The organism is Flavobacterium anhuiense, assembly GCF_004151235.1.
GTDB lineage: Bacteria > Bacteroidota > Bacteroidia > Flavobacteriales > Flavobacteriaceae > Flavobacterium > Flavobacterium anhuiense_A.
Window position 1 is genome coordinate 35,507 of sequence record NZ_JUIV01000017.1, and the last position, 15,701, is coordinate 51,207.

A 15,701-nucleotide genomic window follows, 5' to 3' on the forward strand; every position below is an offset into this window, starting at 1 on the left:
AAATTAGTTGAAATGAAAAAAACAGCAATTGCTTTTCTTCTTCTCTTCTCATTTTACAGTTGTAAAGAAGCAGATAAAAAAGAAGTTAAAGCAGAAATAAAAAAAGAAATCAGCGATTTATCAATTTACAATCTTCCTTCCAAATGGACAACGCAAGATGGAAAAGACATCGAATTAAAATCGCTTAGAGGAAATGTTCTCGTAATGGTAATGATTTACACCAGCTGCAAATCGGCTTGTCCGAGATTAGTTGCTGATATGCGTGATATTGAATCGAAACTAGATAAAAACACCAAACAACATGTCAAATTGATTTTAGTTAGTATAGATCCAAATACAGATACTCCTGAAAGATTAAAATCATTCGCAATTGAAAATAAAATGAATCAAGATCCTTGGATTTTCCTTCGTTCAACAGAAGAAAATACTAGAGAATTTGCAGCAGTTTTAGCGGTAAATTATAAAAAAATCTCTCCGATAGATTTTTCGCATTCGAACATTATTAGTGTTTTTAATCCAGAAGGAGAATTGGTTTTTCAGCAAGAAGGCTTAGGCGTAAATAATGATAAAACAATTGAAACAATAAATATGGAAGCAAGGAAAATATAGATATTTTAAGTAGGTTAATTAGTAAGAAACAAGAGCAGGTTCAACGCGAAATCGGCTCTTGTTTTTTATTTACTAGTGATGTCATTATTAAAACCAATCCCAAAACCAAAAGGATGCTAAAAATCAAAATGCTTTGAAAATATCCTGGAATACTTCCTTCTCCTAATAAGAAAAACCATCCTTGAAGAAACAACAAAACTTCTGTCAAAATATATCCTGAAATAAAACACTTCATTCCTATTTTCAATATTGAAGAATTGGCAGAAAGCATTTTATTCTGCAACAATATTCCAAACAAAAATCCTGTTATGATTCCCAAAGTCGTTAAATGAATAAATCCGATTACAAAATTTCGAATTTGATGTGAAACTTCTGCTAGATTAGGAAAAATTGTCAGCAATTGAATGCCGACTTTTAAAAATAAAGAACACAAAGCCAAACCGTAAACAGCTTTTGTAGTTTTATCTAAAGCATTTCTAAAATGATTGATTTGCGGCTGAAGCATTTTATAAAAATAAATAAAAGCTCCTAATTGAATCAAAACTCCTAAAACATTGATATAACTCAAAATTTGATTTTCCATATACCAACGTACAGGAAAAGCTAACGTTAATAGTGTAGAAATGATTATCAAAAAGTAAAACTTCTTAAATTTTGCCTCATCAATTTTACTTTGAAATTGTTTTAAAAACAAAGCTAAAATTGCCAATATAAACCAGCCATTAAACTGAAAATGAAGAAAAAACTGAATCGCAATCTGATAAAAAGCACTTTGTTTTCCTAACGTGCTAACAGCTGGTCCAAGACACCAAACTCCGAAGGTAGATAAAACCATAAACAAAATCGAAACCAACAAAAGTCTTTGTGACGGCGATTTACCTTTGGCGCAATCTTTCCAAACCAAACGACAAAAAACATAACTTAATAAAATATGCAGAGTGGAAAAAATAATTGAAAACAAAGCATAACCTTGAATTGGAAACGCAATCATCATTCCGATTACTGAAAATTCTGTAAGCCAAAATAAACGGTTGTAAATTGGTTTCTGACTTTTTTCTTTTGGAATAAAAAAATGAACGACCAAAACATAAACGATCAAATAAACCCAGCCCAACATCGCCACATGCGAATGCGCATGAAGTAGAAAACTATAGTTTAGAAAATCTATAGGAAAAAGATACATAAAACGCATTAATAATCCGAAAACACAGGCAATCAGAAAATTAAAGAAACAGCAAAGTATCCAAGCTTTTTGAGAATTCATATTGCAACTTTTAAAACCTATAAAATTATTAAACCATATAAGTAATATAAGAAATTATAAGTCTGTTTTAAATGAACTTATATTACTTATATGGTTTAAAATAAAAACACCGATAATTATCATGTTTAGATATTCTATCGGTGCTTTTTCCACTATTAAAATTAACCTTTTACTCTACTTCAACAAAGTCTTTTTCTAAAATCACAGCTTTTGGAAATAAAATATTGTTTTCCAAATGAATGTGTTTGTGCAAATCTGCTTCAAACTCTTTCAGCATGGCAAAAGTTACTCTGTAAGTCGTACAAGCATCTGCTGGCGGAGTATAATTATCTGTCAACGCGGCGATTTCTCTAAAGCGTTCGCCTTCATTATCGTGTTCGTGCATCATCATTGCAATTGGGTTTGAAACGGTTCCGAATGATGGCTGATGTAAAATTCCGTCTGATTCTTTCGTTTTCACCATTCGTTTTACAAAAGGAAACAATACCAATTCTTCTTTTTTCATGTGTTGAGATAATTCTCCTGCACAGCCAATAAACAATTCGTTTATTTTAAACAATTCAGGATGATTTGCTCCATGAACTTTGCATAATTTATCTAAAAACGGAAGCAAAACATTCGTTTTTTCTTCTACATAGCGGTGATGTGTTTTCTCAATATAGTCTGCCAATAAATCTAAAGGCCATGAATTAAAATCAATACTTCCATTATTTTCTGATTGTACGACCTGCAGCACATTCTCTAATAAAGCATCTGCATCAATATTTTGTTTTTCGCATACTTCGGTAACTGTTCTATTTCCTTTACAGCAAAAATCTATTCTATATTTTGAAAAAACTGCGGCTGTTCTAAAATCTTCAGCTACAAATGATCCTATAGTTTTGTTTTTCAAATTTTCCATGATAATCAATTTTAAATTTTGCGTTTAACTTTTTTTGTTTTTTAATGTCAGTTCAAATACAAACCAAGCCATTGTTATGAACCCGATTCCGAAGATTGAATCTCCAATGGCACGAAGCCATTTTAAAGTAATCATTGTTGGCTGTTGCATTAATTCTGATGAACGAGCATACCACATTCCGTGATTAATACTTTCAATTGCCTGCCAAACTCCGATTGGAAGAAGGCTTAATATTGCCATTAAGAATAATCCAATATTTAATGACCAAAAAGTAATTTTAAGCAGTTTGCTGTTCCAACTTACATTTCGGTACAAACTTCTTAGTACAAACAATACCAAACCAATCCCCAGCATTCCGTAAACTCCAAATAAAGCCGTATGTCCGTGTAAAGGCGTTGTATTTAAACCTTGTACATAATACAATGCAATTGGCGGATTAATAATGAATCCGAAGATTCCGGCTCCGAGGAAATTCCAAAAGGCTACAGAAATCATAAAATAAATTGGCCATTTATAATCTGCGATCCATTGTGTCGATTTTGAGATTTTATAGTTTTGATACGCTTCAAATCCGATTAAAGTTAAAGGCACAACTTCTAATGCACTAAACGTTGCTCCTAAAGCCATAATTGCCGTTGGTGTTCCTGAAAAATACAAGTGGTGAAATGTTCCTAAAATACCTCCAGACATGAAAATAATAGTTGCAAAAAGTACATTTAAAGTCGCTGTTTTCGTTTTTAATAATCCCAAGCGAACAAATAAAAACGCAATCACAACTGTTGCAAATACTTCAAAAAATCCTTCAACCCAAAGGTGCACTACCCACCATCTCCAATATTCGGCGATGGCTAAATTGGTTTGTCTTCCCCACATTAATCCCGCTCCGTAAAACATGGCAATTGCAGTACAAGAAACTAAGAACAAAATGATTAGGTTTTTCTCTTCTGTTTTTTTCTTTAAAACTGGAAGTAACGGACGAACCATTAAAGCCAGCCATAAAAACAGTCCAACTAAAAGGAAAATCTGCCAGAAACGGCCTAAATCAACATATTCGTAACCTTGATGACCAAACCAAAAGTTTTGAACTAAATTCAGTTTCTGCATTACACCAAACCATTGTCCAGCCATTGAACCTAAAACAATAATCAGCAAAGCAATAAACAAGAAATTAATTCCAAAACATTGAAATTTAGGATCTTTACCCGAAACTGCTGGAGCGATATACAATCCTGTTGCTAGCCAAGCCGTTGCAATCCAAAAAATTGCTAACTGCGTGTGCCATGTACGTGTTACGGCATAAGGCAGAATTTTATCAATCGGGATTCCATACAAACCATTTCCTTCCACTCCGTAGTGTGCCGTGATGATTCCGAAGACCATTTGTAAAACCATAAGCAAACTCACAATCCAGAAATATTTGGTTACCAATCCCATAGATTTGGTTTTTCCTTGCTTAATAAGCGGATCTTCTTTTGGCAATGGAAATTCTTCTTCTTCACTCGATTTTGCATGATAAAAAACTAAGATTCCAACGCTTAAAATCAATAAAATTATACTTACGCCAGACCAAGCTAAAAGTTCGGTTGTGGCAGTATTTCCAACCAATTCATCTGACGGCCAGTTGTGTGTGTATGAAATGGTATTATCAGGACGATTGGTAACTGTTGCCCATGTTGCCCAGAAGAAAAAGGCATTCATTTTATGCATTCTCTCTACATCTGTAATAGAATTTTTCGGAATTGCATATTCTTCTCTCAGTTTATCGAATTTTGGATCATTCGTAAAAAGACCTTTATAATATTCACTTAGATTTTCAATCGCTGCTAAACGGTTTTCTGAAATAGTAAGCACACCTGTTTCAGCATCGTAGCGATTTGTTCTTAAATCTTTCTGCAAACGAACTTTTAGAGCCGATTGTTTTTCGGCATCTAATTCCTCATACTTTTTATTAAAATCCTTTTGAGCATAAATATTCAATATAAAAATGGCTTCTCTGTGTAGCCAATCTGCGGTCCAATCTGGGGCCACATAGGCTCCGTGTCCCCAGATAGATCCCACTTCCTGACCTCCTATACTTTGCCAGATATTTTGTCCGTCTCTAATTTCGCTTTCGCTAAAAACAACTTTTCCAGAATCTGAAATAATCTCTTTCGGAACTGGCGGTGCCTGCTGATAAATTTCATATCCATAATAACCAAGCACGGCAAATGAAATACTCATTACCAATGCAAATACTATCCATAATTTTTTTTCTCTTTTCATTTCTTTGGGGGAAATTTTATAAATAAAAGACAATTTTATCTTTTATTGGTTTTAAAAAAAACTCCAAACCTCTTTTAAGCATTTGGAGTCTTAGCTATTTACTCAACAATTAATACACCTTTCATCATAGCCACGTGGCCAGGGAAAGAACAAATAAACGGATAAGATCCTTTTTTATCTATTGTAAACTCGATTGTATCTTCTTCTCCACCACCAATTAATTTAGTGTGGGCAATAATTGAAGCTTTTTCAGATTCTGGAATATAATCTGTTGCTTTGGCATCATTAGCTTTTAAAGCAAAAGCCGCTTGATCTGTTCCTTGTTGTAAAATCACTAAATTGTGTCCCATTGCTTCTTTCGGAATTTTTCCAACGTGTTTCAAAGTCAATTTGATTGGTTTTCCAGCAACAGCTTTTAATTCATTTACATTAAATTGCATTTGATCATTTCCTTCAATAACTAATACATTTTCCTCAGCAGCTGGCGTTACTGGAGCAGCTTCTCCTTCTGTAGATGGCTCAGTTGTTTCTGTTTGATCGGCAGGAACTGTTTCTTTTTTTCCGCAAGAAGTAACTGCTAAAAATCCCATAAGGATTAGTATCGAAATTTTGGTTTTTGTGTTCATTTTTAAGATAATTTATTAAAATATTATTCGTTTATGTTTAATGTTTTTAAGAAAAAATCGCCTGATTTTACATCTGTAGCCAATTGCTCTAAAGTCGTTTTGGTTAGCATTTCTAAAAGAAGTCCGCGTATTTTTTTAAACTCATGATGAACTGGACACGGATGCTCTTCTGAACATTCTTTTAATCCGATTCCACATCCGCTATAAATTTTATTTCCGTCGATGGCATCTACAATCTGAATTAACTTTATGTTTTTTACCGCTTCATTAGAAACTTCAAAACCACCTCCAACTCCTTTTGCAGAATGTATGATTCCGCTTTTAGTTAAAATCTGCATGATCTTGGCCGTAAATGGCTCGGGAGAATCTATTTCTTTCGCAACATCTTTTATTCCAACTCTTATTCCTTTAGAAGATTTTGTTGCAATAAATATTGAAGCTCTAATTCCGTATTCACACGCTTTTGAAAACATACATCCTTAATTAATTCTAGACAAAGATAGAAAGGTTTTAAATAAAAGACAAATTTATCTTTAATTATTTTTACAAAGACCAAATATTATTTATAATGAAACTAATTAGTGCCAATGATTACACATATTCATCACTCAATTCTTATAAAAACCAATTTTAATTTTAACTTTGAGAGTATTAAATTTTAAATATTTAACAAATGCCTTTAAGCAATTCAAAAGATTTAAAACTGGCAGTTCTTATTGATGCAGACAATGTGCCATATAGCAATGTAAAAGGCATGATGGAAGAAATTGCAAAATTAGGAACACCAACGACGAAAAGGATTTATGCCGATTGGACAAAGCCAAATGCAAATGGCTGGAAAGCTGTTTTATTAGAGCATGCCATTACTCCTATTCAGCAATACAGTTATACGGTTGGAAAAAATTCCTCAGATTCTGCTCTTATTATTGATGCAATGGATTTGCTTTATTCGGGCAAATTAGACGGCTTCTGTATTGTTTCCAGCGATAGTGATTTTACAAGACTTGCCGTAAGACTTCGTGAATCAGGAATGAAAGTAATTGGAATCGGAGAAAAGAAAACACCAAACTCCTTCATTGTAGCCTGCGACCGATTTATTTATATTGAAGTTTTGGATGGCGCAACGCAAAAGAAAAAGCCAAAAGCTGTAGCCGCAGATACCAAAAAACCGGTTGAAAAACCTGCTGAAAAAGCACTTCATAAAATTGATAAACAAACCATTGAACTTATCGAATCTACGATTGAAGATATTGAAGATGATGATGGCTGGGCATTTCTTGGGGATGTTGGAAATCTAATCGTGAAGAAAAAACCTGAATTTGACCCTCGAAATTATGGTTATTCAAAACTGACTCCAATGCTAAAATCACTTACCGATATTTTGGAAATTGACGAAAGAGAGTCGGACAAAAAAGGAATCAAACACGTTTATGTACGTTTAAGATTCAACTAATTACCGCATTTATTACCTATTTAATTTTTTAAAAACATGAGAAAAAAATTCTTTATTTACGGATTCTTATTGTTTCTAATTGTTCTCGCAATTTATTATTACACCGGTCGAGGCTATCTACTCGTTTTTATTATCCCTTTTTTACTAATTGTGGGAGTTTACAATGCATCTCAAGAAAAACATGCTATTTTAAGAAACTTTCCTGTTTTAGGATATTTCAGATATTTATTTGAAATGATTGCACCTGAGATTCAGCAGTATTTTATCGAAAGATCTACAGATGGAAAGCCTTTTTCTAGAAACCAACGTTCATTGGTATACCAAAGAGCCAAAAATATCGACTCGAGCACTCCATTCGGAACGCAATTAAATTTAAATACAGAAAATTATGAAGGAATAAAACATTCTATTTTTCCAGCAAAAGTAAACGAAGAATTGCCTCGTGTATTGGTTGGCGGAAAAGATTGCAAACAGCCTTATTCTGCTTCTTTATTTAATGTTTCTGCAATGAGTTTTGGTTCATTGAGCGAACACGCAGTTCGCGCTATTAATATTGGAGCAAAAAAAGGGAATTTCTACCAAAACACAGGAGAAGGTGGATTAACTGAATTTCATCTTGAAGGTGGCGGCGATATAACTTGGCAAATTGGAACTGGATATTTTGGGTGCCGTGATGCAGAAGGGAATTTCAGCCCAGAAAATTTCAAAGAAAAAGCCAATCTTCCAAATGTGAAAATGATTGAAATCAAGCTTTCTCAAGGAGCAAAACCAGGTCATGGTGGTGTTCTTCCTGCGAAAAAAAATACAGAGCAGATTGCTAAAATTAGAGGCGTTGTACCACATACAATGATTCTTTCTCCTCCTGGACATCATGCTTTTTCTGATGCTAAGGGATTAGTCCATTTTATTAAACAATTACGTGATTTATCTAACGGAAAACCAATCGGATTTAAATTGTGTATTGGAAATACTGCTGAATTTGAAGCCATCTGTCAGGAAATGATTAATGAAGATATCTATCCAGATTTCATTACCGTTGATGGTGCTGAAGGAGGAACTGGCGCTGCTCCGCTTGAATTTGCAGATGGAGTTGGAATGCCTTTTGAACCGGCATTAATTTTTGTCAATAAAACTTTGGTGCGTTTAGGTATTCGTGATAAAATGCGAATCATTGGAAGCGGAAAAATTATTTCTGGTTATTCTATTTTACATGCAATTGCATTGGGTGCGGATATGTGTAACAGCGCCCGTGGATTTATGTTTTCTCTTGGATGCATTCAAGCTTTACGTTGTCATAATAACGAATGCCCAACTGGAGTTGCAACTCAGAATAAAATGCTGATGAAAGGTTTGGTTGTTACCGATAAATCTGAAAGAGTTTACCATTTTCATAAAAATACGCTTCATGCTGCAAACGAACTTTTGGCTGCGGCTGGAAAAACCTCATTTGCAGATGTTGACATCAATATCTTTATGCGTGGTGATGAATTTACGAACTTATCGGAACTTTATTTTCCAGACAACTTGAAAAACGTTACTCAGTTCTCATAAATAGAAAAGCCTCTTCAAAATTGAAGAGGCTTTTTGTTTATTTGAAATAAGGCAATCAAACAACCGAAATTCATTCCGTAGGAATGTCTCATTGGTAGAATTAAATTTGAATTGTTGTTATGCGTACGTTCCGTAGGAACGTTTGATTAACAATACATATATTCAACATAAAAAACAGGTGTCCCTACAGGACACTATGCAAAACAATACCATTTTTTTTCTACCAATGAGATATTCCTAACGGAATATTAAGAATTTGTTTATGTTTATAATTTTGCAGTTTCTTTACCTGCATTTGCAGTTCCTTCTAAAACCGCTAATTCTTCTTGATCCACCAATTCCTGTGCCAAAATAGCATTATTATAAGCCAAGAAATACACATCAAACTTTACACCTTCAGCAATAAGAGAAGGAGAAATCTGATCGTTCTTGATCATCTCTTTTAATAAGTCTGGAAAAGATTCTTTGTAGGCTAGTTTATTCGCATCGTTTTCTTCTAAATTAGTTTCAATTCTGATTTCGATTTTATTGTCATTAAGAAAAGCTTTTGCTGATGTACTCGTAATTCCACTTCCTTTTATAGAAGATGAATTATTATAATTACTTACATGTTCTTGAATTTTCTGCTTGGTATTTTTACAGCTTACTAAAAATAATGCAAATGCAAACACAAATGCGATTTGGGTAATTTTTTTCATAAATTTTTGGTTTAATAGTTATTTTTTAACTCAAACATAATTAATTTATAACACAAAACCAACTCTCGATTACAAAAAACAAACCTCCAATTCTTTGTAAACAAACTGATTAGACTCCTTAAACCCATGCAATTTGTAAGAATAAAAATATTTCTTTTAAACTTAACTTTTAGCCTTAAACACAAAAAAGTCTCTTTAAATAAATTTTAAAGAGACTTTTAATATGTAAGAATCAAAATGATATGTTTTGTGCAAAAATATTATTTCAGAAAATCTTTAAGTGATTCACCTGTTAAGGTTTCTTTGTCTAAAACCGTGTTGTCGTCTGCTAGAAAATAAACGTCAAACTTCACTCCTTCCTCAATCAATTGTCTCGGAATTTCGTCCTTATCGATCATTACTTTTATCAATTTTGGAAAAGAAATAACAGATGCCGATTTATTAGCTTCATTTTGCTCTAAATCAGTCTCAAATCGCAATTCTATTTTATCATCGTTAATATAACCTCTTGCTGTGGTAAGCGTTACATTATCGGCTCTAAAACTCGGGGCAATAGTTTTATTATAGGTAACAACATACTCTTGAAGTTTCTGCTTGGTATTTTTACAGCTTACAAGCATCAATACCATCATTATTGCAAAGGCAATCTGGTTTATTTTCTTTAGCATAATTTTTTTATTTTAATTTTTGAAGTCTTAATAATGCCTCAAGATAGTAATAATCTGCGTAATTTATAGAACAATCTATCTCACTATTTGCAGGTTTATGACCTGTTGAATGCAATAAAAATGCTGAATTTACATCGTGACTCTGATAGTTGTCAGAAAGTGAAACAATCATCTTTTTAGCTTTTGCCAAATATTCCGCTTTCAAATTCTTGTCTTTTGTGTACGAACTTAATTCTAAAAGTGCAGAAGAAACAATAGCAGCCGCCGAAGCATCTCGAGGTTCATTAGGAATATTTGGCGCATTAAAATCCCAATACGGAACTAGATCTTCTGTGGTTAATTTATCCAAATAAACACGCGCTAATTTATGGGCGAAATCTAAAAACTTAACATCTTTTGTTTCTCTATACGTCATTGTGAAACCATAAATAGCCCAAGCCTGACCGCGCGCCCACATACTATCATCGCTATATCCTTGAGCGGTTCTTCCTTTTATCTTTTTTCCTGTTTCGTAATCGTAAATAATAACGTGATACGAAGTATTATCTGGTCTAAAATGATTTGCCATCGTGGTTTCGGCATGTTTTACAGCAATATCATAAAGTTTCTTATTTCCGCCATTTTTTGAAGCCCAAAACAAAAGCTCCAAATTCATCATATTATCAATAATGGTATTATGTCCTCCCATTTTGTTGTGAGGCCAAGATTGGATTGTTCCCACTTTCGGATTAAAAAGTGTCGCCAATGTATCTGCAGTTCTTAAAATAATCTGTTTGTATTCCGGATTTTTAGTCAACCTGTATCCGTTTCCGAAACTATTAAAAACCTGAAAACCTAAATCATGATCGCCTGCTTTGCTGGTAGAAAGTGGCGTTAAAAAGCGACTGAATTTATCAGCTTCTTTTTCCCATTTTTTATCTTTAGTCGCTTCATACAAAAACCACAATTCTCCAGGCCAGAACCCGCTTGTCCAATCTTTATAGCCAACAAATTTCCATTCATTGCTTCCATTTGGAACTGTTCTGGGAGAAGTTCCGTCATTCGGAATCACTTTTAAAGTTTTAGAAGCTTGTTCTGCGCAATAATCCAATTGCTTTTTAATATTAAACGAATTGTCTTTTTGAGAATAGCCTTGATTTCCTAATAGAAATAAAGCTGCAATCAGGGTAAAAAATTTTGCCTTCATGTGGTTATTTTGATAGATAATTAATTAACTCATAAATGTATAAAATAAAGTAACGTTATTCAGGTTTTGTATTTTTTGTTACCTAAAAATGGATTATTGATACACTATTTTAAGACATAAGATTTAGTTTGTCATTCCGAGGAACGAGGAATCACACGAGAAATTCCGCAAAGTAATTCGCCAATCTTTGTCGATCTGCGAGTGCGATTCCTCGTTCCTCGGAATGACAAACGAGGCTTAATTTCTTTTAAAAATTTAGCCTAAATTTGCTTTAACCAAAAACCCATTCTCAACTTGAACAAAACAAGAATTAACTATTTCCTAATCTTCCTAAGCATAATTGTTTTCGGAATACTTTCAAGAAAAATTCCTTTTATTCCTTTATGGATTGGCGATTTTCTTTACGCTGTAATGATTTACTTTTTAGTTAGAATTTTCTTTCCGTCAAAAAAGTTTTGGTTTGTAATACTACTTTCTCTTTTTATTTGTTATTGTATTGAGTCTTTACAACTTTATCAAAGCAGATGGATTATAGATCTTAGAAAAACCCTTTTTGGCAGATATGTTTTAGGTCAAGGATTTTTATGGTCGGATATTCTTGCTTATACGTTTGGAATTTCACTTACCTTTATTATTGAAAAATCATTTTTAAAATACTATAACAATGAATCTCGTTTTCGCATCAAACAACAAAAATAAAATTGCAGAAATTCAAAGTATGCTTCCAGAAAGCATTAAAATATTAAGTTTAGAAGATATTAATTGTTTTGAAGACATTCCTGAAACAGCTGACACCATAGAAGGAAATGCCATTTTAAAAGCCGATTATGTAACTCAAAAATATGGTTACGATTGTTTTGCAGATGATACAGGTCTAGAAGTAAATGCTTTAAATGGCGAACCTGGAGTTTATTCTGCACGTTATGCGGGCGAGCAAAAAAATGCAGATGATAACATGAACAAGCTTTTGGAGGCTTTAAAAAATAAGGAAAATCGCAGCGCCCAGTTCAAGACCGTTATTACTTTAAACTTAAAAGGAAAACAATTTTTGTTTACCGGAATTGCAAAAGGAGAAATTACACAAACAAAAACAGGAACAAATGGTTTTGGCTACGATCCTATTTTTAAACCAGAAAATTTTAATGAAACCTTTGCCGAACTGCCTTTAGCAACTAAAAACACTATAGGTCACCGCGGAAAAGCCGTTAAGCAACTCATTGATTTTCTGAGCACCACAAAATAATTGTTTAAAATACAACATTTTAGAGGCTAAATTTTACATTTCACGACGTGTTTTTTGGCGATTTTCTGCATTTCTTGCAAAAAATTATTTTAATCAAATTGTAACTTTTTGATAATCAATTCTTAACAAATACATAATTCTTAAAACTGCATTAGTTTATCTGAATAATTAACAGTAATTTTGCACCCTATTTTAAAACACATATGAATAAATTTGAACAATTAGGATTGAATGAATCGTTACTGAAGGCGATTTTAGATCTAGGATTTGAAAATCCGTCAGAGGTACAGGAAAAGGCGATTCCCCTATTATTGGAAAAAGACACGGATATGGTTGCGTTGGCTCAAACAGGGACAGGGAAAACGGCAGCTTTCGGTTTTCCGCTAATTCAAAAAATTGATGCCGACAACAGAAATACACAAGCATTAGTTTTATCGCCAACACGCGAGTTATGTTTACAGATTACTAACGAACTTAAAAACTACTCAAAATACGAAAAAGGTATTAATGTGGTAGCAGTTTACGGAGGAGCTAGTATAACAGAACAAGCAAGAGAAATAAAGAGAGGTGCACAAATCATTGTGGCGACTCCAGGAAGAATGCAAGACATGATTAACAGAGGTTTAGTAAACATTAAAAACATAGATTACTGTGTTTTGGATGAGGCTGACGAAATGTTAAACATGGGATTCTATGATGATATCGTATCTATTTTATCAGATACTCCAGACGAAAAAAGCACATGGTTGTTCTCTGCAACTATGCCGCAAGAGGTTGCTAGAATTGCAAAACAATTCATGAGCGATCCATTAGAAATTACTGTAGGAACTAAAAACTCAGGTTCATCTACAGTTTCTCACGAATTTTATTTAGTTAATGCTCGTGATCGTTACGAAGCATTAAAACGTTTAGCTGATGCTAATCCAGACATTTTCTCTGTAGTTTTCTGTCGTACAAAAAGAGACACGCAAGCTATTGCAGAGAAGTTAATTGAAGATGGTTATAGCGCCGCTGCGTTACACGGAGATTTATCTCAAGCGCAACGTGATGGTGTAATGAAATCGTTCCGTGGAAGACAAATTCAGATGCTTGTAGCTACTGACGTTGCTGCACGTGGTATTGATGTTGACAATGTAACTCACGTTGTAAACTACCAATTGCCTGACGAGATTGAAACTTACAACCACCGTTCTGGACGTACAGGTAGAGCTGGAAAATTAGGTACTTCTATTGTAATTGTTACAAAAAGCGAGTTACGTAAAATTTCTTCTATCGAAAGAATCATCAAACAAAAGTTTGTTGAAAAAACTATTCCATCTGGAATTGAAATCTGCGAAATTCAATTGCTGCACTTAGCAAACAAAATTAAAGATACTGAGGTTGATCACGAAATTGACAACTATTTGCCAGCAATCAACAATGTTCTTGAAGATTTATCTAAAGAAGAGTTGATCAAGAAAATGGTTTCAGTAGAATTCAACCGTTTCATCACTTACTACAAAAAGAATAGAGATATCTCTGTTTCTGGTGGTGAAAGACGCGAAAGAGGTGATTCTGAACCAAGAGAATTCAGTAATAATGGAGCAGTTCGTTATTTCGTAAATATTGGTTCTAGAGACAATTTCGATTGGATGTCATTAAAAGATTACTTGAAAGAAACATTAGACTTAGGTCGTGATGATATCTTTAAAGTAGATGTAAAAGAAGGTTTCTCTTTCTTTAACACTGATCCACAGCATACAGACAAAGTAATGGATGTTTTAAACAACGTTCAATTAGAAGGTCGTCGTATCAATGTTGAGATTTCTAAAAATGATGGTGGAGGAAGACGCGATCATAACAACCGTGGCGGAAGACGTGATTCTGGAAGAAGAGAAGGAAACTTCGCTCCAAGACGTGAAGGCGGTTTTAGAAGTGACAGAAGTTCTTCTAGAGACGGAGGTTCACGCGAAGGCGGATCTCGTGATGGAGGCTTCAGAGGCGACAGAAACTCATCTTCAAGAAGAGAAGGCGGTTTCAGAAGCTCTGCTCCAAGAAGTGAGGGTGGTTCAGAAAGAGCTCCAAGACGTTCTGAAAACTTTGGAGATAGCTCAAGACCAAGAAGATCAAGAAGAGATTAATTTTTCAATTTCTTAAAATACAAAATCCCGAATTCCAAACATACATGGAATTTGGGATTTTTTTATTCCCAGAATTTAACTCACTATATGACTTTTGTAATCCAATATAACCTCCTCTGCCTTTTTTTATTTAACATTAAAAAGGCAATACTGCAGCCTTTGTTAATTTTCTTATAATTAAATTCTAAGACTGCGAGATATTTAATCCCTATTTACTACTTTTAGAGCTTTAAATCAGGATATGAAATATTTCGCAATTTTCTTTTTTACACTTCTCGCTAACATTGGTTTTGCACAAGATACGCAGCAGCCAACAGTTCCACAAAGAGTTTCAGGTTATGTTATTAATGACGACAGCAAACAACCGCTTGCTGGCGTAAACATCATTAACACCAATAAAGTACGTGGTGCAAAATCTGACGAAAAAGGGTATTTTGAAATTGACGTGCAAGTCAATGATACGCTTCACTTTTCTATTCTAGGATTTCAATCATTGAGAATCAGAGTTACAAACGACTGGATCAAGAATAAAGTAACTAGAATTCAGCTGACAGAAAAAGCAATTGCTCTAGAAGAGGTGGTTATTGCTCCATTTTCTTTGACAGGATATCTTGAAATCGATTCAAAATTAATTCCAACAAAAGAAAACTATCGTTATAGCATTTCTGGACTTACGCAAGGTTATGAAGCTGGAGAATATGCTCCAAATGCTTTTGGAAAAGTTCTAGGATCGATTTTTAATCCCGCCGATATGCTCTATAATTTCTTCGGAAAAAATGGTAAAGAGCTCAAGAAACTTAAAGAGATGAAAAAAGACGATACCGTACGAACGCTCTTGGAGTCCAAATATGATCGTGAAACGGTCGCTGTACTATTAGGAGTGAGCAAGGATGAAATCCCTGAAATCATGCACCGCTGCAACTATTCTGATTCTTTCATACAAACCGCAAATGATCTTCAGATTATGGATGCAATTAGCGCTTGTTACGAACAGTATAAAGTTTTGAAAAGAAATTAATATTTTACTATAAAAAAATCCCCAATTTTTCAATTGGGGATTTTTTTTGTCTAAGTTTTCAGTCTCAGTTTCCAGTTCTTACCAAACTGAATACTGAGACTG

At 33.8% G+C, this 15,701-nt stretch carries 15 protein-coding genes; 7 read left to right on the top strand and 8 right to left on the bottom strand.

Annotation, left to right across the window (positions count from 1 at the left end; all coding sequences use genetic code 11):
* Positions 1 to 12: 12 nt before the first annotated feature.
* The gene (locus NU08_RS17485) at positions 13 to 609 is read left to right on the top strand and encodes an SCO family protein (RefSeq protein WP_129748397.1); all 597 of its coding nucleotides are present in this window, start codon (positions 13 to 15) and stop codon (positions 607 to 609) included.
* 40 nt (positions 610 to 649) lie between these two features.
* Here the strand turns inward: NU08_RS17485 and NU08_RS17490 are convergent, their stop codons facing one another.
* From NU08_RS17490 to NU08_RS17510, 5 genes are all read right to left on the bottom strand, one after another.
* Positions 650 to 1,873, bottom strand: a complete 1,224-nt coding sequence (locus tag NU08_RS17490; RefSeq protein ID WP_129748398.1) for a hypothetical protein — start codon at positions 1,871 to 1,873, stop codon at positions 650 to 652.
* A 169-nt stretch (positions 1,874 to 2,042) separates the two neighbouring features.
* Positions 2,043 to 2,774, bottom strand: a complete 732-nt coding sequence (ric, locus tag NU08_RS17495; protein WP_129748399.1) for an iron-sulfur cluster repair di-iron protein — start codon at positions 2,772 to 2,774, stop codon at positions 2,043 to 2,045.
* A 24-nt stretch (positions 2,775 to 2,798) separates the two neighbouring features.
* Complete coding sequence (locus tag NU08_RS17500) at positions 2,799 to 5,036, bottom strand: nitric-oxide reductase large subunit (RefSeq protein ID WP_129748400.1); 2,238 nt, start codon at positions 5,034 to 5,036, stop codon at positions 2,799 to 2,801.
* A 98-nt stretch (positions 5,037 to 5,134) separates the two neighbouring features.
* On the bottom strand, positions 5,135 to 5,662 hold the full coding sequence (gene azu / locus NU08_RS17505) for an azurin (protein ID WP_129748401.1): 528 nt from the start codon (positions 5,660 to 5,662) through the stop codon (positions 5,135 to 5,137).
* 23 nt (positions 5,663 to 5,685) lie between these two features.
* Positions 5,686 to 6,135 (bottom strand): RrF2 family transcriptional regulator, encoded by a 450-nt coding sequence (locus tag NU08_RS17510; RefSeq protein WP_129748402.1) that lies wholly within the window; start codon positions 6,133 to 6,135, stop codon positions 5,686 to 5,688.
* A gap of 200 nt (positions 6,136 to 6,335) precedes the next feature.
* On the opposite strand from NU08_RS17510, the gene NU08_RS17515 reads away from it, so the two are divergent.
* Both NU08_RS17515 and NU08_RS17520 read left to right on the top strand, forming a co-directional pair.
* Positions 6,336 to 7,115: an NYN domain-containing protein gene (locus NU08_RS17515; RefSeq protein ID WP_129748403.1), complete on the top strand. Its 780-nt coding sequence runs from the start codon at positions 6,336 to 6,338 to the stop codon at positions 7,113 to 7,115.
* Positions 7,116 to 7,151: 36 nt separating this feature from the next.
* Positions 7,152 to 8,666, top strand: coding sequence for an FMN-binding glutamate synthase family protein (locus tag NU08_RS17520; RefSeq protein ID WP_129748404.1), 1,515 nt, complete (start codon positions 7,152 to 7,154; stop codon positions 8,664 to 8,666).
* A gap of 266 nt (positions 8,667 to 8,932) precedes the next feature.
* On the opposite strand, the gene NU08_RS17525 is transcribed toward NU08_RS17520, so the two are convergent.
* The 3 genes from NU08_RS17525 to NU08_RS17535 form a co-directional block, all read right to left on the bottom strand.
* Positions 8,933 to 9,364, bottom strand: a complete 432-nt coding sequence (locus NU08_RS17525) for a hypothetical protein (protein WP_129748405.1) — start codon at positions 9,362 to 9,364, stop codon at positions 8,933 to 8,935.
* A gap of 260 nt (positions 9,365 to 9,624) precedes the next feature.
* On the bottom strand, positions 9,625 to 10,032 hold the full coding sequence (locus tag NU08_RS17530; RefSeq protein ID WP_129748406.1) for a hypothetical protein: 408 nt from the start codon (positions 10,030 to 10,032) through the stop codon (positions 9,625 to 9,627).
* Positions 10,033 to 10,039: 7 nt separating this feature from the next.
* Complete coding sequence (locus NU08_RS17535; protein WP_129748407.1) at positions 10,040 to 11,218, bottom strand: glycoside hydrolase family 88 protein; 1,179 nt, start codon at positions 11,216 to 11,218, stop codon at positions 10,040 to 10,042.
* 294 nt (positions 11,219 to 11,512) lie between these two features.
* Between NU08_RS17535 and NU08_RS17540 the strand changes: the two genes are divergently transcribed.
* The 4 genes from NU08_RS17540 (at position 11,513) to NU08_RS17555 (ending at position 15,599) form a co-directional block, all read left to right on the top strand.
* Complete coding sequence (locus NU08_RS17540; protein ID WP_129748408.1) at positions 11,513 to 11,917, top strand: DUF2809 domain-containing protein; 405 nt, start codon at positions 11,513 to 11,515, stop codon at positions 11,915 to 11,917.
* Positions 11,883 to 12,461, top strand: a complete 579-nt coding sequence (locus NU08_RS17545; protein WP_129748409.1) for a non-canonical purine NTP diphosphatase — start codon at positions 11,883 to 11,885, stop codon at positions 12,459 to 12,461. The genes NU08_RS17540 and NU08_RS17545 overlap by 35 nt, the downstream gene beginning before the upstream one ends.
* Positions 12,462 to 12,664: 203 nt before the next feature.
* Positions 12,665 to 14,581, top strand: a complete 1,917-nt coding sequence (locus tag NU08_RS17550; RefSeq protein ID WP_129748410.1) for a DEAD/DEAH box helicase — start codon at positions 12,665 to 12,667, stop codon at positions 14,579 to 14,581.
* A gap of 241 nt (positions 14,582 to 14,822) precedes the next feature.
* The gene (locus NU08_RS17555; protein WP_129748411.1) at positions 14,823 to 15,599 is read left to right on the top strand and encodes a carboxypeptidase-like regulatory domain-containing protein; all 777 of its coding nucleotides are present in this window, start codon (positions 14,823 to 14,825) and stop codon (positions 15,597 to 15,599) included.
* The last annotated feature ends 102 nt before the right edge of the window (positions 15,600 to 15,701 follow it).